Annotated in this window: 15 protein-coding genes; 9 read left to right on the top strand and 6 right to left on the bottom strand. The window is 52.7% G+C overall.

The window, feature by feature from the left end; translation table 11 throughout:
* Positions 1 to 107: 107 nt before the first annotated feature.
* The 7 genes from EO763_RS04315 to EO763_RS04285 all read left to right on the top strand — a co-directional run bounded on the left by EO763_RS04315 (position 108) and on the right by EO763_RS04285 (position 8,532).
* Entirely contained in the window at positions 108 to 1,301 is a 1,194-nt protein-coding gene (locus EO763_RS04315) for a multidrug efflux MFS transporter (RefSeq protein ID WP_103861286.1), read from the top strand.
* A 291-nt stretch (positions 1,302 to 1,592) separates the two neighbouring features.
* Positions 1,593 to 1,997 (top strand): ExbD/TolR family protein, encoded by a 405-nt coding sequence (locus tag EO763_RS04310; RefSeq protein WP_010301909.1) that lies wholly within the window; start codon positions 1,593 to 1,595, stop codon positions 1,995 to 1,997.
* Between the two features lies 1 nt (position 1,998).
* Positions 1,999 to 2,751 (top strand): energy transducer TonB, encoded by a 753-nt coding sequence (locus tag EO763_RS04305; RefSeq protein WP_161528199.1) that lies wholly within the window; start codon positions 1,999 to 2,001, stop codon positions 2,749 to 2,751.
* 89 nt (positions 2,752 to 2,840) lie between these two features.
* Positions 2,841 to 5,081, top strand: a complete 2,241-nt coding sequence (locus EO763_RS04300) for a TonB-dependent receptor family protein (RefSeq protein WP_161528198.1) — start codon at positions 2,841 to 2,843, stop codon at positions 5,079 to 5,081.
* Between the two features lie 85 nt (positions 5,082 to 5,166).
* Positions 5,167 to 5,835, top strand: a complete 669-nt coding sequence (locus EO763_RS04295) for a MotA/TolQ/ExbB proton channel family protein (RefSeq protein ID WP_161528197.1) — start codon at positions 5,167 to 5,169, stop codon at positions 5,833 to 5,835.
* A complete protein-coding gene (locus EO763_RS04290) occupies positions 5,828 to 7,153 on the top strand; it encodes a phospholipase D-like domain-containing protein (protein WP_208851984.1) in 1,326 nt (441 codons plus the stop codon). The genes EO763_RS04295 and EO763_RS04290 overlap by 8 nt, the downstream gene beginning before the upstream one ends.
* Before the next feature lie 17 nt (positions 7,154 to 7,170).
* Positions 7,171 to 8,532 (top strand): esterase-like activity of phytase family protein, encoded by a 1,362-nt coding sequence (locus EO763_RS04285; RefSeq protein WP_161528196.1) that lies wholly within the window; start codon positions 7,171 to 7,173, stop codon positions 8,530 to 8,532.
* 75 nt (positions 8,533 to 8,607) lie between these two features.
* Here EO763_RS04285 and EO763_RS04280 read toward each other — a convergent pair whose 3' ends face one another.
* The 5 genes from EO763_RS04280 to manD all read right to left on the bottom strand — a co-directional run bounded on the left by EO763_RS04280 (position 8,608) and on the right by manD (position 15,120).
* Positions 8,608 to 9,294, bottom strand: a complete 687-nt coding sequence (locus EO763_RS04280; RefSeq protein ID WP_044208044.1) for a GntR family transcriptional regulator — start codon at positions 9,292 to 9,294, stop codon at positions 8,608 to 8,610.
* 201 nt (positions 9,295 to 9,495) lie between these two features.
* Positions 9,496 to 10,962: a mannitol dehydrogenase family protein gene (locus EO763_RS04275; RefSeq protein WP_161528195.1), complete on the bottom strand. Its 1,467-nt coding sequence runs from the start codon at positions 10,960 to 10,962 to the stop codon at positions 9,496 to 9,498.
* Positions 10,963 to 11,160: 198 nt separating this feature from the next.
* On the bottom strand, positions 11,161 to 12,531 hold the full coding sequence (locus EO763_RS04270) for an MFS transporter (protein WP_161528194.1): 1,371 nt from the start codon (positions 12,529 to 12,531) through the stop codon (positions 11,161 to 11,163).
* A 322-nt stretch (positions 12,532 to 12,853) separates the two neighbouring features.
* The gene (locus EO763_RS04265) at positions 12,854 to 13,876 is read right to left on the bottom strand and encodes a Zn-dependent oxidoreductase (RefSeq protein WP_161528193.1); all 1,023 of its coding nucleotides are present in this window, start codon (positions 13,874 to 13,876) and stop codon (positions 12,854 to 12,856) included.
* A 29-nt stretch (positions 13,877 to 13,905) separates the two neighbouring features.
* Positions 13,906 to 15,120: a D-mannonate dehydratase ManD gene (manD, locus tag EO763_RS04260; protein ID WP_039283781.1), complete on the bottom strand. Its 1,215-nt coding sequence runs from the start codon at positions 15,118 to 15,120 to the stop codon at positions 13,906 to 13,908.
* Between the two features lie 304 nt (positions 15,121 to 15,424).
* Here manD and EO763_RS04255 point away from each other — a divergent pair, with 304 nt between their 5' ends.
* Together EO763_RS04255 and EO763_RS04250 are read left to right on the top strand one after the other, a co-directional pair.
* Positions 15,425 to 17,230 (top strand): type VI secretion system PAAR protein, encoded by a 1,806-nt coding sequence (locus tag EO763_RS04255; RefSeq protein WP_161528192.1) that lies wholly within the window; start codon positions 15,425 to 15,427, stop codon positions 17,228 to 17,230.
* 9 nt (positions 17,231 to 17,239) lie between these two features.
* Positions 17,240 to 17,500 carry a bacteriocin immunity protein gene (locus tag EO763_RS04250; protein ID WP_161528191.1) on the top strand — a complete coding sequence of 87 codons (261 nt, stop codon included), beginning with the start codon at positions 17,240 to 17,242 and terminating at the stop codon, positions 17,498 to 17,500.
* 139 nt (positions 17,501 to 17,639) lie between these two features.
* Here EO763_RS04250 and EO763_RS04245 read toward each other — a convergent pair whose 3' ends face one another.
* On the bottom strand, positions 17,640 to 18,542 hold the full coding sequence (locus EO763_RS04245) for a LysR family transcriptional regulator (RefSeq protein ID WP_161528190.1): 903 nt from the start codon (positions 18,540 to 18,542) through the stop codon (positions 17,640 to 17,642).
* Positions 18,543 to 18,697: the final 155 nt, after the last annotated feature.

The raw sequence follows: 18,697 nt of genomic DNA, 5'->3' as shown, positions 1-18,697 counted from the left end.
TCCGTTATTAACTGAGCGCTATTCACTGTCGATTAGCACACTTTTTCACGCGCAGTCACCACGGTTTCGCCATTGGTATTCGCTAATGAAGGCCCATTCCTACCCCCATGGAAACCTGGAAACTTAACCTCTTCTCTGCCTGGCTGGGATGTTTTTTCACCGGGCTGGCCATGAGTCAGATATTACCCTTCTTGCCGCTGTACATTGAGCAGCTTGGCGTTCACTCGCACGAGTCACTGAGTCTGTGGTCCGGCTTGATCTTCAGCTCGTCTTTTCTCATCTCAGCCGCCGTTGCGCCTCTGTGGGGAAGCCTCGCCGATCGTAAAGGGCGAAAGCTCATGCTGCTGCGCGCCGCACTCGGCATGGCGATCGTGATGTCATTGCAGGGGCTGGCGACCAACGTATGGCAACTGTTCATCCTGCGCTCGCTCATGGGGCTAACCTCTGGGTACATTCCCAACGCGATGGCGCTGATCGCCTCACAGGTTCCGCGCGAAAAAAGCGGCTGGGCGCTGGGTATGCTATCGACCGGGCAGATCGCTGGCGTTATTCTCGGCCCCTTATTCGGCGGCTTTATGGCCGACTATATCGGGCTACGCATCGTCTTTTTCATCACCGGTGGCCTGTTGTTTATCAGCTTCCTGATTACGCTTTTCGCCATTAAAGAGAGCGTGGTTAAGGTCACCAAAGAGAATCGACTCAGCGGAAAAGCCGTCTTCGCTTCGCTGCCGTATCCGGCGCTCATCATCTGCCTGTTCATTACGACAATGATGATCCAGATGGCGAACGGATCCATCAGCCCGATCCTGACGCTGTTCATCCGCGATTTGGCTCCCGGCACGGACAACATTGCCTTTATCAGCGGCGTGATTGCGGCTATTCCCGGCGTGTCCGCCCTGTTATCCGCACCGCGACTTGGTCGTTTAGGCGACCGAATCGGCGCACATCGCGTCCTGATCGCCGCACTGGCGATCAGCGTGCTGCTGTTCCTGGTCATGGCGATGGTACAAAGCCCTACACAGCTCGGCATACTGCGCTTTCTGCTGGGTTTTGCCGATGGCGCACTGATGCCAACCGTGCAGGCACTGCTGGTCAAATACAGTAGCCAGCAGGTGACAGGCCGTATCTTCGGCTATAACCAGTCATTCATGTATCTGGGCAACGTCCTCGGGCCGCTGGTGGGTTCCGGCGTCTCGGCCCTGATGGGCTTCCGCTGGGTCTTCGTCATCACCGCCTTTCTGGTGCTGTGCAACACAATCCAACTCTTTTTCGCCTTCAGGAAACCGCGCGGAAAAGGATAACGATCCGGCCAGTGACGTCACTGGCCGTTCATTTTTCTCGGTTAGCGCCCACCACATGTGCCTTTCTCTTTCTTAGGGTATTCACTCATCACTGTTAAAAATGATGTAAAAACATCAAAAAACTTATTTTTTGACAAAAAATTACCATCAATTCGTGTAAATATGAAAAATTAATCACATAAATGTAAAAAAAATTAAACAAACCCTACCTATATTGGCTGCTTTGTTTCGGCGCCATGCGGATTGCCCTGTTCAGAAATGCAGACATCCGCGCCTGTAGGGAAGTGAGTAATGAGAAACTGGAACGAACCAAAGAAGCAAAAAGCCCACATCGATTTGGTTCCCATGATCGATGTGATGATGTTCCTGCTGGTCTTCTTTGTGCTGATCAGCATGAACGTCATTCCTGCGCTAGGCCTGAAAACGCAACTCCCCGCCGCAGGCAGCGCACAGCAACTCAAGCCGCAGAAAAAAGCGATCATCACGCTTGGCGCTCAGGATCATCTTGAGCTCGACGGGCAGCCAATGGCCCTGAGCGATCTCGTGACGACGTTGCAACAGCAGCAGCAAGATCAGCAAACCACCATCATTATCAACAGCGATAAAAGCGTTGAGGTTGAACGTCTGGTAGCCGTCATGGATACCCTGCGTCAGGGTGGGTTCTCGTCCATTTCTATCGCAACCCGGAAATTGTGACATGTATCAGCTCTATCGCTCACGCCACGCCATCAGTTGGTTGCCGTTGCCGGTGTTTGCCACCTGCCTGTTCTTCGCCAGCCAACAGCCACCGCTGAAAGTTCAGCAGCACTACGACGAAACGGTCATGGCACTTACGCTGGCTGAACCGGAGCCGATTCCCCAGCCCGAACCACTCCCTGAGCCGGAACCGGAACCTGTGCCACAACCTGTGCCACAACCTGAACCGGAGCCGATTCCGGTTAATGAACCCGATCCGATTATAGAAGCACCGCCGGTTACTCCCCCTAAGCCGGAAGTGAAGCCGAAGCCTAAACCCGAGGTTAAACCCAAGGCGGAAACCAAACCTAAACCGACGCCCACACCCGCCAAGCCGACTACGCCACGCCCGGAAGCCCCGGCCAAGCGGCTGGCACCAGTTGATCCTTCCGCGCCGTCGGTGAATGCCGCCGCGCTGGAAAACAGCTATGCGCAGGCGCTGCGCGCGCAGCTTGAACAAACCAAACGCTACCCGACTGGACGACAGGCATCGCTTGAACGTCCTGAAGGTCGCGTTGAAGTCTGGCTAGAAGTCGATCGCACAGGACGAGTTATCGATTCAGGCATCAGCAGCAAAGCACGCAGCATGCTGCTGAACCGGGCAGCGCAAGCCAGCTTACAGAGCATCAAACAGGTTCGGGCCTTCCCTGCCGATGCCTTTGCAGGACAAAGCACAAAACGCTTTTTAGCCACGTTCGATTATCAGGCGCAGTAGCGTTTCGCACCTGAGCAAGAGAGTGAATCAGCAAAAATAACGCCAACAGCATGTTGGCAGATAACCTAATGATAAAACTAGGATATTAAATGAAACCGTTCAAACTTTCTGGGGTATGTTTGTCCGTCGTCGGCGCATTGCTGGCAGGCTCCGCGCTGGCGGAGGAAGCGACAGATGTCGGCACGATCAACGTACAGGGACAACCGCTCGGCGCAGGGCTAATGGTTCAGGAAGACAGCGCCAAATCGCGCTCGACCGTGACAAAAGACGCACTGGACAAGATGCCCGCCGCAGGCAACGCCATTGATAAACTAAAATACACCGCAGGCCTGAACGTCAGCAGTAACGATTCCAGCGGCTTAAGCGGCGTCAGCTATACCATGCGCGGCATGAGTGCGGATCAGGTCGGCCTGTCATCAGACGGCATTCCCGTCAATGATTCCGGTGACTACGCCGTGTACCCGAACGGCATGGGCGATCCGGAAAACCTGGAGCAGATCTTCGTTACCCAAGGTTCATCAGAAATGGATGGCCCGCACATCGGTGCCAGCGGCGGCAACATCGGGCTGGTTTCCCACCGTCCGGCGAAAGAGTTTGGTGGTTTCGTTAAGCAAACATTCGGCAGCAACAACCTCAGCAAGACCTTTGCACGTCTGGAAACCGGTCAACACAACGGTTTCAGCAGTTGGCTCTCTTATTCGTATACCGATTCCGACAAATGGCGTGGCGCAGGCTATTCCCGCGCCGATAAAGTCGAGTGGAACGGACTGTATGAACATGAAAATGGCCACAGCAGTAGCTTGATTGTGAAATACAATCAGCAAGACACTATCAACTACATGACGCTGAGCAAACGACAGTTCGAGCAAAATGGACGCAAGATGGATTACGCCACGACGCCTATCTACAACAGCCGTGGACAAATATCCCAATACTACAAACTCAATCGCAATAACTTTGAAACCCTGAATGTCACGTTCACCCAGAAGTTGCAGTTGCGCGATAATCTGGCGCTGACGTTACAGCCCTACTATTTCTCAACGAACGGCGGCAGTTTTGGCAGCGGAAGCGCCAGCGTGTTATCCGCGACGTCGGACCGCGCAGGTAACTACGATCTCAGCAACCTGACCTCCAACACTTATTATCGCCCGTCGTGGACAGAAACCTGGCGACCGGGTATCACCACCAAGCTGAAATGGGATATTAGCGACGAGCATAGTCTGGATATCGGCTACTGGTTCGAGCGTGCCCGCCAGCGCCAAACGCAGCCGTTCATCCCGATCCAGAGCGACGGCAACCCAGTTAACGTCTCCGGCAAACCCGGCGACGCGAATCAGGTCACCGACGCGAACGGGAACGTGGTTCAAGGCCGTAACCAGTTTACTATCACGCCAGCACATAAAATCTGGGTTCAGGACACTTGGTTCTTCTCCCCAGAATGGACGTTCACCGGCGGTCTGGCCTATCAGCACGTAGAGCGTGACGGGACTAACCTCGGCAGCTTGTATAACGTCGCAGAGAAAAAGAACAAGAAATACCACGAGTTCCTGCCTAGCTTTAACGCGGCTTACCGCATCAATACCGAAAATCAGGTGTTCTATAACATCACGCGCAACATGCGTACCCCGCCCAACTACGTGTTGTATAACGTTGGCGATTCCATCAATACCAAGCCTGAGTTGAGCTGGAATCAGGAACTCGGCTGGCGCTTCCAGGATGAGGACATGCTGCTGAGCGCCTCACTGTTCTTTATCCGCTTTACCGATCGCCAGATCTCCAGCCGTAACGCCGCTGGCGATTACGAAATGATCAACGCTGGGAAAGTGGAAAATAAAGGGCTGGAACTGGAGTGGAGCGGCAAGCTGCCTCATAACTTCAACTACTTCGCGGCTTATACCTATACCGATACCACACAGAAAAACAATCTCGCCACCGGCGGCAGTCAGCTCCCCACCACGGGCAAGCAGGTCGCCAACGCGCCGAAAAATATGCTCAACCTCGGGCTGGGCTATGACGACGGCCTCTACTACGCCGGTGTGAATAGCCGCTACGTCGGATCGTTCTACGGTGACATGACCAATGACGAGAAGATCGGCGGACGTACCGTTTTCGATCTCAGCGCCGGTGTCTATCTGCCAGTGGATAAGAAGATCGTGAAAAGCGCCACCTTACGCTTTGGCGTCAGCAACCTGTTCGACAAAGCGTATCTCGACTCCGCGCGCTCAGTGAGCTTCAACTCAAGATCGTATAACGGCGTATCGGCAGGCACACCGTTTTACAACGTCGGGGAAGAGCGCACCTTCAACGCCTCACTGGAAGCCACGTTCTAATTCGATAACGTAATACGCCAGCACGGAGCACCGTGCTGGCGCTCATCACCAACAATGCCCAACAAGGCAACAGAAGGATCAGGCCATGAACGCCGATATGCTGCACGAGATTATTTTCTACGTCATGTACGCCTCACTGGTGATCGCCCTGATGATCATCATCGAACGCAGTCTCTACTTTTCCTATACGCATCGGCAAGCCAAACGTCTGGAACGCGCGCTGACGGCGGATATTCGCCACGTTCACGATCTGCCGGACGCACTGACTCAGCGCCCCAGCCTGCCTATCACCGTCGTCACGCCGGTTCTGGCACAGTCGCATCAGGCAGAAAACCGCGATGCGCTTAACGACCTGATCGACGCACAGTATCTGCAAAGTAAGCCGCAACTGTCGCGCGGATTGTGGGTTCTGGAAACCGTCGTCACCGCAGCACCGTTACTGGGGCTGCTCGGCACCATCATGGGGATCATCGAAACCTTTAAGGCGCTGTCCGCTGCGGGAATCTCCGACCCAAGCCAGGTTTCCGCCGGCATGGGAACCGCGCTGTACGCCACCGGGCTGGGCATTGCCATCGCGCTGGTTTGCCTGCTGGGGAACAATTTCCTGCAAAGCCGAATGGAACACATCAACGAAATGCTGAAAGTCCTGCTGATTCGCGCCGGAATGCCGCATACTCGCCAACAGAAAGCGGGCCCTGCTGTGACACACAATTCCATGACAGACAAAGCGATGGCGGAGAAGCGCTATGCTTAATCGTTGTGGTTTCATCCATCCGGGGCAGCGCTGGAAGTATGGCATCAACACACTGCTGACAGGAGGCGTATTGTTTATTGTGAGTGCATCAGCCCATGCCGACGCTAGCGCGAGCGGCTATCGCATTCCCGGCTATGAATTAGTGTATGACGCCCCGGTGGAAACCACGCTGACCGCCCCCGATTTACGCCCTAGCGATGCGGTGTGGATATCGCTGTTTGATCACGCGCAACACACCATTGAACTGGGCCAATTCTATGTCGCTAATCAGGCTGGAACACGCTTCGATAACGTCTTACAGCATCTGCGTGCCGCCGGAGAACGCGGCGTGCGCATCCGCCTGCTGCTTGAAGAAAAAGGGCTAAAGATTTCCACGCAGGACACGCTGGAACAGCTCAAAACGATTCCGAATCTGGAGCTGCGCGTGATTCCCTTTGAACGCCTGAGCGGCGGTATTGTGCATGCCAAATACCTACTGGTTGATGGCAAGCAGGCCTACATGGGCAGCCAAAACCTTGACTGGCGGGCGCTGGAGCACATTCACGAAACGGGGTTATTAATCGACGATCCTCGCGTGGTTAATCAAATTAGCGCTATTTTCGAACAAGACTGGCAGGCACAAGCGCGACTGACACACGGCGAAACCGTTGCGCCGCTGCCCGCAGCAACGCAACCCGCTGATCGTTCGGGCAACTATCTGGTTGCCAGCCCCAAAGCGTTCAATCCCGCTGGCGTGATTGATTCCGAAGAAGAACTCCCTCGTTTGCTGGCCGAAGCCCAACAGCAGGTTCGCATTCAGGTGATGGATTACGTCCCACTCTCCTACGGTCCGGATAAAACGCGCCCGTACTACGCGGTTATTGATAACGCGATTCGCACCGCCGCCGCACGCGGCGTCCAGATCGAGCTGATGGTGTCCGAATGGAGCACCAAAATGCCGAACATCGCCTACCTGAAAAGTCTGGCCGTGCTACCCAACATCCAGATAAAAACGGTCTCAATACCGCAAGCCAGCAGCGGCTTCATTCCTTTTGCCCGCGTGATCCACAGTAAGATCATGACCATCGACAGCCAAAAAGCCTGGATAGGCACCAGCAACTGGAGCGGCGGTTATCTGGATAACTCGCGCAATCTGGAGATGGTGATTCAGAACCCAGCGATGGCACAGCGGGTGGACATGCTCTATACACAACTGTGGAACAGCGAGTACGCGCATCCTTTGCGCATTGATTATGATTATCCGCGGCCCAATCCGGGCGGTATCACTTCATCCACGACAGGCGGCACGGTCACCGCACCGTCGCCACTACCCGAATGACATTGATGGGGAATAGCATGAAACACACGTTGTTAGCACTGCTGGTTGCCGGATTTCTGCCGTTCAGCGCGCAGGCCGAAGGAGAAAAAGTAACACGCTACGTCGTTACCTTCCCGGCCAGCGATCATGTTGCATATCAGGGCAAATTCGCCAAGAGCTTCCCCAACGGTTTGCCTGTCGGCATTGGCTCCGGCCTCTATTTTACTGGCAAACAGGGTGACGACCTGATGTTCACCACCGTCACCGATCGCGGCCCAAATGCCGATGCACCGCTGGTCGGTGAGAAAGAGGCCAAGATCTTTGCCAGCCCCGATTACGCGCCGCTGATGATGGATATTCGGGTCAGCGCGAAAGCCGCCGAGGCGATCAACGCCCGCCCGCTACACGATGCCGAGGGCAATATCACTGGCCTGCCGCTGCCAGGGAACTTTATTGGCACCACCAATGAAGTGGCGCTGAACGACGCGCTACAACCGCTCAGTACCAGCCAACGTGGGCTCGATACCGAAGGCGTTACGCCGGATGGCAAAGGCGGCTTCTGGCTGTGTGACGAATACGGCCCGTTCCTGATTCACGTTGATGCCAGCGGGAAGATCCTGCAAAAATTCGGGCCGACGCCTGCGGGCAATGAGCACTCGGTTGCCAGTGGCTTACCGAATATCATCAAATGGCGTCAGCCGAATCGGGGTTTTGAAGGCCTGACTCGCTTGCCGGATGGCACGATCGTCATGGCCGTACAAAGCACGCTGGATATCGACAGCAAAAGCAAAAACAAAGCGCAGTTTACGCGTCTGGTGATGTTTAACCCAGAAACCAAAACCAGCCGCATGGTGGGCTACCCCATCAACATCGACAGCTATAAGAAAGCGAAAGATGCCAAGATCGGCGATATCGTGGCGCTGGATAATCAGCGCATTCTGCTGGTCGAGCAAGGCGCGGACAAAGACAAGCAGATGCAGAACCGCATCTATCTGGTCGATCTCAGCAAGGCGAGCGATCTGACACCGTTCGATGCCGATGGCAAATCGCCGGAATTTGACGATCTCGCCCAGTTGGAAAAACGCGGCATTACGCTGGCGCATAAGCAGGAGCTGGTGGATCTGCGTAAGCTTGGCTGGCAGCAGGAGAAAGTGGAAGGTCTGGCGCTGGTCGATAAGCAAACGCTGGCCGTCATTAACGACAACGACTTTGGCCTGCAATCTGTACTGCAATCCCCAGTGAAAGCAAAAGATAAAGCGGACGACTATCAGGTTACTGCCGATGGAAAACTGACGCGAGATGGCAAGGCGGTCGAGACGACGTTAGCCATCAAACCGTTGGAGAAGCCAGAAGCCGATAATGAACTGTGGGTGATTACCCTGCCACAGCCACTACAATAATCTTGAAATCGCTTTCAGCATAGCTTCCACCGGAAACGGTGGAAGCCACTGTTCAACGCACTCAAGTCAACACACTCAGGCGTGCTCGAACCAGTCGCTATTCTGTTGCGCAATCGGCGTGATCGAATAGATCATTTCCTGCAAATGCTCACGAATCGCTTTTTCTGCGGCATCAGGATCGCGTGCTTTCAGGGCGCTAAAGATAAGATAGTGCTGTTGGATCAGGCTGGGTGGCGGAGAAACCTGGCTCAGGCTGAGAAAACGTACGCGGTCCATCGTCGCTTTAATCGACTCGATGGTTTCCCACGCCAGCGGACAGTTGGCAATCTGCGTCAGAAGCTGATGGAAGCTGTCGTCAAGGCTGAGAAACTCACGCACCTGCTCATTCTGCGCGGCCAGTTCCTGACGGCGTAAGTTGTGCTCCAGCGTCAGCAGCTGTTCTTCCGTCACCATTTCTGCCGCCCGGCGCACAATCGCGCACTCCAGCGCTTGACGGATAAAGCGGGCATCCGCCACGCGCTGCTCGGAGATTTTCATCACAAACGTGCCGCGCTGCGGCATAATTTGCACCAGTCCGGCCTCTGCCAGCTTGATAAAAGCCTCTCTGACCGGCTGGCGGGACACGTCAAAACGCACGGAAATTTCTTTTTCAGACAGCAGTTTACCTGGCGGAATATTGCATTCCACAATGTCCTTGCGCAGTACGCGATAAATTTGCTGGTTGACTGGTTCGTTGTTGTTGATCTGAAAAGAGGTGTCCATGCCGCTGTGCTTACCCGAGAAATTTACCGCTTATGATACACGCTTAGCGCAGCGAGTGTCAGTGTTACAACGCCTGTCGTGGGGGGTGAGATCGGGAGACACAGGATAAGGCATTGTCGGCACTCGCCTCATCCTGTGTTGCTTTATGATTATGGCTATCTAATGTAGTCACGCGACGGCCGTCGCCGCCGCACTTTCATCCTACCAGTCGGTATCCTGCAATGTTCCTTTCACGCCCTTCGCTAACAGCGACAGGTAGTGCTGCGTCACTGCATCGACAAAGACAGGATTCTTCGGTAAGTCCTCACCAAAAATCGCCGTCAGCGTCAGCAGCGCAGCGACTCGGCTTTCACCTTCTGGGCTACGTTGCACCGTTTCCGCGATCAAGTCTTTCAGCGGATCGCTAATTTCAATCGGTTTTCCTTGCTCATCCACGCCGCCGACATAGCGCATCCACCCTGCCACGCCAAGCGCCAGCGCATCAAAACGGCTGCCGCGAGCCAGATGCCAGCGGATCGAATCCAACATCCGCTGTGGCAATTTCTGCGAACCGTCCATCGCAATCTGCCAGGTACGGTGTTTTAGCGCCCGGTTGCGATAGCGATCCAACAGCGCATCCGCATAGGCGGCGAGATCGACTCCCTGTGTACGCAGCGTCGGTGCCTGTTCACGCAGCATCAGATGATGCGCCGCCGCAACCAGTTCGCTGTCCTGCATACACTCGCTGATATGCTGGTAGCCAGCCAGGTAGCCCAGATACGCCAGAAACGAGTGGCTGCCGTTCAGCATACGCAGCTTCATTTCCTCAAACGGCAGGACATCCTGCACCAGCTCCGCGCCCGCTTTTTCCCACGCAGGACGGCCGTTGACGAAGTTATCTTCAACCACCCACTGGAAGAACGGTTCACAGGCGATCCCCGCAGGATCGACGACACCTAGCTGCCCCTGAATCGTCTCCAGCGTTTCCTCGGTGATAGCCGGAACAATCCTGTCCACCATCGTGGACGGAAAGGTGACGTGCTCTTCAATCCAGCGCGCCAGTTCGACATCCTGCAACTCGGCCAGTTGCACAATCACATTGCGCGTGACGTGCCCATTTTCCGGCATATTGTCGCAGGACATCACGCTGAATGCCGGTAGCTGGCGTTCCCGTCTGCGTTTGATGGCAGCCAGAATCACACCGGGCAGGGAGCGTGGTTCTGCGGGTAACCCCAGATCGTGGCAAATCAGCGGATGTTCACTATTCAGCTGTCCCGTCGCTGGATGGTGGCAATAGCCTTTCTCCGTGACGGTAATCGACACAATGGCGATATCCGGCGCGCTTAGCGCTTCCAGCACGGCGTCGATACCTTCGACTTCCGCATGCAGCGCGTGGGTTGCTACGCCAATGACCCGGCTATTCCAGCCGCTGTCCGCCATTTCGGAAACCGACCATAGCAAATCCTGCTGGCGAATGGCTTCAATCTGCTGCTCGCCGCCAATCAGGTTGATTTCGCAATAGCCCCAGTCGCTACCGTGCTCCGCCGCCAGCTTATCGGCACAGACCGCCTGATGCGCCCGGTGGAATGCGCCAAAGCCAATATGCGCAATACGTGTTTTTAGCAGGCGTCGGTCGTAACGCGGCACCACAACCTGCGATTTAAGAGTGGAAAATTCACTGATACTCATCGTTATCCCTGATAGGTGATTCAAAAAATACGTCAACTGCTGGAAACCTGAGAGGAACGGGGATAATGGGTAGATCGTAAAGACGCTGTGAATACATCCCTGTACGCTCGGATTGCGCCATCCATGGCGCAAACGCTTTACTCTTCTATCCCATTATCCCCGTTTTCGCTCCGCAAACAGGAGCGCTGTGGTGTTCTGTTATACCGCGTCGTCTAATGCATCCAAGTCACGGTCTTTCACTTCCGGCATACAGATAGCCGCGAATAAACCAATCACCGAGTAAGCAATCATCATCACGACAATCGGCCACCATGAACCCGTCATGTTGCAGAAAATACCCGCTAACACCGGACCAAAACCAACGGCAACCAGACCACCCGTTTCTTTGGCAATCGCCATTTGCGTAAAGCGGCTGCGTCCACCGAATATTTCCGCCATGGTGATGTTTTCCAGCGCAAATAATCCCAGCACCGCGAAGTTATGAATAATGATAATACTGACGACAATCACGTTAACGCTATTCTCTTTATCGACGATAAGAGAGAGCATCGGGTAGGCTAACAATATCGCCGAGATATTCAGAATAATATACGGTACGCGGCGACCAATTTTATCCGAGAGCCAGCCTAATAATGGAATCGTGATAAAACCGATAATGGAGCTGATCATCAATGCGTCGGTAGGAATAGATTTATTGAACAAGAGCGTTTGGACTAAATACCCCGCAAGGAAAGTCTGAATTAACCCTGAATTTCCCGCCTGTCCGAAACGTAATCCCGTTGCTAGCCAAAACGCTTTGCTTTTGAACATGGACAGTACTGATTTTTGCTCGCTTTGCTCAACAACCAGAGCAGGTGACGGCTCATCAGTACCAGAGACATCATTACTGACTTTTTCAAATACAGGGCTTTCTTTCAGGTTCATACGCAGCCAGATCGCGAAGATCATCACGACTACGCTAGCCAGGAACGGTACACGCCAGCCCCACGCCAGTAGCTCTTCTCTTGAGAGGGCAAAAAACATGACGGCCCAGATAGCCGTAGCACTGAGCGTGCCACAGTTGGTACCCATTGCCACCAGTGAGGAAATAATCCCACGTTTCCCTTTCGGCGCGTATTCAGCCAGCATGGTCCCAGCACCGGAAATCTCGGCTCCCGCCCCTAACCCCTGCACGATACGCAAGGTCACCAGCAAGATCGGCGCGAAAATACCAATCTGTGCGTAGGTCGGCAACACGCCAATTAACGTGGTACAGATCCCCATCATGGTAATGGTGATAAAGAGCACTTTCTTTCTGCCGATGGAGTCCCCCATACGGCCGAAAATAAAGGCACCGACGATACGTGCGACATAGCCTGCACCGTAGGTTCCCATTGCCAGAATCAGCGCCATCGCCGCCGATTGTTCAGGGAAGAATATTTCATGGAAAACCAATGCTGCACCGAGCGAATACAGTTGGAAATCCATGAATTCTAATGCGGTGCCCAGCCAGCCGGATACTGCCGCCTTGACTAAATCCTTGGTACTTCTTACAGGCTTATCTTGTCCAGATGCTATTTGCGTATTCATATATACTCTCGACGATTTGTAATTATGGTAGAGCACAGTAAGTAAAATTACCGTTCATCATGGTGTCGCAATCCACTCCAGTCCGTTATTGACGATCTGGAGTGATTAAGAGAGAAATAATTACTTCAAAGGAATCATTATATTATTCTGTAGTCGATATAATTTTTCCTTTTATACCCGTCATACTTCACGTTGCTTGTGCGTTGGCTGCCCTTACTCACCCCAGTCACTTACTTATGTAAGCTCCTGGGGACTCGCGCGGTTGCCGCCTTCATGCAACTCGAATTATTTAGGGTATATATCCCCTGTTGTTAATAACGTGTCATGCATCATTAAACGTCAGCAGGACTTTACAGCAGCGTTTTTGATCTTTTTCAAAGACCTCAATCGCCTGTACCACCTGCTGATAATCAAACCGATGGGTAATCAGTTTTGCTGGGTCGATACGTTTCGCTTTCAGCCACTCAATCACGATGGGGAATTTATTGGCATTCAAGCGCGATGAGAAAATGGAGATCTCTTTGCTGGTTATTCCCTGTTGGCTGACCTGACAAGGCTCGCTGGAAAAACCCATGATGGCGATGCGTGCCGCAGGAGACGCAATCGTAATCGCTTCCTGCAAAATAGACGGATGGCAGGCAGCATCAACAATCAGCGTAGGCTTGATATTCAGCGCTTCCAGCTCGTCTTTTAATGACAGCGATGCGTTGTTGATGACCCTGTCCGCTCCGCTGCGTAATGCCATATCCAGACGTTCAGGAATGCGATCGACGACAATGACTTCCTTCACGTTGAACACGCCTTTCAGCACCTGAACCGAGGTCAACCCCATCGGTCCCGCGCCATAAATCAGGGCGATATCCTGCTCCGTCGGCTTCACCTGTGCGGTCACGTTGGCTGAAATCGTGAAGGGTTCCACCATTACCGCGAACTCATCAGGAATCTCGTCCGGGATGGTGTGCGCGTTCTTCGCCGGTACGGCAGCGTACTCGCTGAACCCGCCGTCACGGTGCACACCCAGCACCACCAGCGAGGTACAGACGTTCGGCTTGCCGATTGAGCAAGGGTAGCAGTGGCCGCAGCTCACTACCGGGTCGACCGAGACACGTTCGCCCAGACGTGATGTCTCCACGCCCTCACCCACCGCCTCAATCACGCCGAAGAATTCATGCCCGATCACGCGCGGGTATTTGGCAAAGGGGTTATGCCCGCGATAGATGTGGCTGTCCGAACCGCAGATGCCTGCCAGCTTTACCTTCACCCGCACTTCACCTGCTGCGGGCTGCGGAATAGGACGTTCTTCAATCACCAGCGCATTCGGCTGCTGTATCACAATGCTTTTCATATTTTGGCCTCTGATTACCTATTCCACTCTTACCAGTTCCACAACGTGCCGTCTTCCAGACGGGCAACCGGCAGATAAGCGGGGTCATAGGGGTATTTGGCCGCCAGCTTTTCATCGAACTCAATGCCTAACCCCGGTTTTTCGCCTGGGTGCATGTAGCCGTTATCGAATGTCCAGTTATGCGGGAATACTTCCAGCATTTGCTCCGAGTAACCCATGTATTCCTGCACGCCGAAGTTTGGCACCCAGAGGTCAAAATGCAGCGCCGCCGCCATGCAGATAGGCGACAGGTCCGACGGCCCGTGCGAACCGGTACGCACCTGATAGAGCGAGGCAAAGTCGGCGATGCGACGCATGCCGGTAATCCCGCCCGCGTGGGTAATCGTGGTGCGGATGTAGTCGATAAGCTGTTCTTCGATCAGCTGTTTGCAATCCCAGATGCTGTTAAAGACTTCACCCACTGCAATCGGCGTAACCGTGTGCTGACGGATTAAACGGAAGCACTCCTGATTTTCCGCAGGCGTCGGGTCTTCCATCCAGAACAGACGATAGTCCTCAATGCTTTTGCCAAAGCGCGCCGCTTCAATCGGCGTCAGGCGGTGGTGCATGTCGTGCAGCATGTGCTCGTTGAAGCCAAATTTGTCGCGCACTGCTTCAAACAGTTTCGGCGTGAAATCGAGGTATTTTTCCGTCGACCACAGCTGCTCTTCCGGTAAGTTACCTTTCGTCGCCGGCTCATACGCCAGCCCTTTGCCTTTCGCCATGCCGTAGGTGGTTTTCATACCGGGCACGCCGCACTGTACGCGAATCGCCTTGAAGCCCTCATCGCGATGCTTAGCGTAATCATCCAGCACTTCATCAATCGAGTGGCCCGTGGTGTGGCAATACACCATGACGCCCGTACGCGATGCGCCGCCCAGAAGCTGGTAGAGCGGCATGTTGGCGGCTTTGGCTTTGATATCCCACAGCGCGGTGTCGACTGCCGAAATGGCAGACATCGTCACCGGGCCACGACGCCAGTACGCGCCTTTGTAGAAATACTGCCAAATATCTTCGATCTGGTGCGCATCGCGGCCAATCAGCTGCGGACACACATGATCTTTGAGGTAAGAGGCGACCGGCAGCTCACGCCCGTTGAGCGTCGCATCGCCGAGGCCGGTTAATCCGCTATCTGTCGTAATTTTCAGGGTGACAAAGTTCCGTCCCGGGCAGGTGACAAACACTTCAGCGCTGACAATCTTCACGTTACTTATCCTTCTGTGCATGTAGCCATTCGTTTATGCTGACTACCATACAAGTATATTAATCGAGATAATTTGAATCACCTCACATTTATTCACATTTGCAACATTTATCTAAAATTCATGAAGAGAGGGAAGAGAAACCGGAGTGCGCCGAGGGGAGATAAAAGATAGGCGGCAGCTTGTGCGGTCAATGCTCGCGCCACTATATGCGAGGCTGGTAGCGGTTCCGGTATTGAATCTCCCCTAAAAAACGCCCAACATTCAGCTATCAAAAGGATTGTTTTACTGTCAAAGGAAAATGACGATGCCGGGTGCTGCCCGTCTTAATGATATCGGAAGTGGTCACGATTGCTTCCCTGAAACACCGATAACCGAAGGCAGCCCTGACGTGATCATTAATGGTCAGCCTGCTGCCCGTAAAGGCGATGCGGTTCTATTTCATGATTGCCCCTGCCCCAATGCGCCACATGGTCTCCATTCCCGAAAAATAGCCGAAGGCTCATCCAGCGTCATTATTAACGGCAAGCCTGCTGCGCGTATTGGAGATAGCATCAATTGTGGTGGTGTGATTATTTCCGGCAGTAGCAACGTTATTATTGGCGATACGCCGTATAAATCTCCGGTTCAGGACTGCGCTAAACAGGCAGCCTTAAGCCGTGCGCCGGTGCTGGCATTAACACCGATGCTGACCGTTCCTCGTGTTTACGCCAAATCTTGTTTACAAGATAAAAGCTGTATTCGTGCAAAGACGGAAAAAGAGCCGGTCGAAAATTTCGGGGACATGGTGCTGTTTGCTCAGCCCGAACAAGACGATTGCTGTGGCTATGGTTATCATGCTGCAAGTAATGCGCATGAAATCGTGCAACGTGCACAGGCTGCGAAGAAGAAACCAGCGGTATCAGAAGCCGCAACACCTTCACCTAAGCCATCTTCTCCCAAACCTCTCCCACAAGAACCCTGGTATAAGACCCTGTTTGATTTGTTGGTCGCTGCTGATGGCAAAACGCTTTCCCCAGTCCCCATTACCAAACCGCTTATTGACTCAGTAGTCGCAGAGAAACAGAAAGAACCCGTCGCCAGTGCAGATGTCGGCTTACTGGCCGCGACGGGAGTCATGACACAAGTCTGGGGAGAATGGTCTCTAGGTGGCATGCTGAGTGCGGCAAGAAGTGTGCCGTATATTGGCGCATTAGCCTCCGCGCTCTATATCCCGTCTGTGGGGGAAGGCAGTGATAAGGTTCCAGGACGAGATGAACACTGGCTGGAAGATGAGCTACGGCGTAAAGGCTGGGCGGGCGAAACGGCAACAACACGCGTCCGGTTTTTCTGGCGTCCTGATATTCATGGCAGGATGCAGGTCTATGGTGTTCATACGGGGGAAGGAACACGCTATGAAGGCGTTCGCGTTGCCAACATGGTGTGGGATGCGAAGATTCAGGGCTATACCTTCACACCCGCGCCCAGCTTAGATGGCCCGACCATCACATGGACACCAGAACAGCCTGATGGATCAGAGCCTGTCACGGATACCGGAAGCCCGGTAAACCCCATCAGTCAACCAACCATCCTGATCTACCCTATCCCCGAGAATGAAATAGAAACGACCACGCTACCGTTTCCTGCAATAGATGAGCATGATTTTAATGACTGGATCTTAGTATTCCCTGATGGGTCAGAGATAAAACCAATCTATGTTTATCTGCAATCTGCACGGGATAAACCTGGAACCGTGACAGGAAAAGGTGAGGTATTAAGTGATGGAGGTAAATGGCTGGAAGCCGCCAGTTCAGGACTAGGCGCGCCAGTCCCTGCTCAGGTTGCAGATAAACTGAGAGGGCAAAAATTTGAACGCTTTGATGATTTTAGGGAAGCATTTTGGTTAGCCGTGGCAGAGTGTCCTGAATTAATGGTGCAATTCAGCAAGAATAATATAAGCAGAATGAAAAAAGGACTTTCGCCTCGAACGATTACGACAGAACAGGCAGGAAAGCGGCGTTCATTTGAATTACATCATGTGGAATTAGTATCAGAAGGTGGGGATGTATATAATGTTGATAATATTAGAGTTACAACCCCAAAAAATCATGTCAGCATTCACTCTATTCGGTAGGTGATAGTTATGAAGTTAAAAAACAAATTCTCAGAATATACGAAAGATGAATTTCTTAGCCTGATTACTGAAATATGTGACGCCAATGGAGGGGATGAATATCAAGATTATTTAATGGAGCATTTGATTAACATCACCGAATATCCAACAGTTTCAGATGTTATCTATTACCCTAATGAGGGTGAAGATGATTCCCCGGAGGGCATTCTGAACACTATCGTTGAATGGAGAAAATCCCAAGGACTTCCGCTATTTAAAGATTCAAAGTAGCGTAGCTTGGCACTACACATGGATTATGTATCTAACTGATTTATATACCCTCTCACTTCGTGATTAAAAAACGTTCAACTCAAGCCAATCGAGGGGCCAACTATCAGGCGATCTGCACCTTCCAAACAAGGGAAGCGCGCTACCGAACGGACTTGCTGTTGTAATCTTGCAGGAAATCCAGAAACAGGCGCACCATGGGAATGTTCGTGCTGCGCTTCAGATAGCTAATGGCAAATGTCCTTTTCAGTTGTTCTCCCAGCGGAATCACCGCGACGTCGTAAGCAGTCAGGCTTTTAGCGACAGACGAACAGAGGAAGACCACGCCGGACAGGTTGATCACCAGATCCATAATGATGTCCATATTACTGCATTCGCGAAAGTAGCTGGGGTTGATGCCCTGTCGAGTGAAGGATTCCGAAACGGCGGCATGTTCCCCCGTCCCTTTCTGCGGCACGATCAGCTTTTCTTTTACCAGTTGCGGCAAGCTAAGCATCTTACTGTCGGCAAGCGGGTGCGACCTTGCCATCACCGCAACAATGTCATCGATCTGACAAATGGTGTGATGAAACAACGGATCGTTCAGGTACTCATCAAAAGGCGTCGAGAAAGACAGGTGGATCTCGCCATTGCGCACCCTTTCCAGTAAATCGGTGCTTACGCCGTCAATGAAAGAGATATCGATATTGGGATAGGCCTTCTGAAACAGGTTGAACATATTGTAGTGAGCCAGACGGTTAAAAATCGGGATCACACCAACCAGTAGCGCGCCATCCGTGCTTTCTTCATAGCTGCTGACGAACTGTTCCAGCTCATAATGCTCTTTAATCATCCCCTGAATTTTGTCAGCAAAGATCTCCCCGAACGGCGTCAGAGAAAACTGCCGGGTGGTTCGGTTAATCAGTTTTCTTTCCGTTTCAATCTCCAGGCGCGCGATCTCCTGTGACAAGAAAGCCTGAGAGATATTCAGCGCCTTCGCCGCCTTAGTGAAACTCCCGACTCGGATGAGTTCCTGATAATAAATCACACGCTTTATGCTAAACATGTTTTATATTACACATCAACATTCTCGGTTATAATCATCCACAATGACAATTATAGTAATTTGTAAATAATCAAATGTGATTAGATGCACATTTAATTAATGAGAAATAGCGTTAATAGTAGATATAGTCAACTTATTATCAATGAGGAAATAAT

It is taken from the genome of Pectobacterium odoriferum (assembly GCF_009931295.1).
Lineage (GTDB): Bacteria > Pseudomonadota > Gammaproteobacteria > Enterobacterales > Enterobacteriaceae > Pectobacterium > Pectobacterium odoriferum.
The sequence above is the reverse complement of the archived record's forward strand: the minus strand, read 5'-3'. Positions and strand labels throughout refer to the sequence as shown.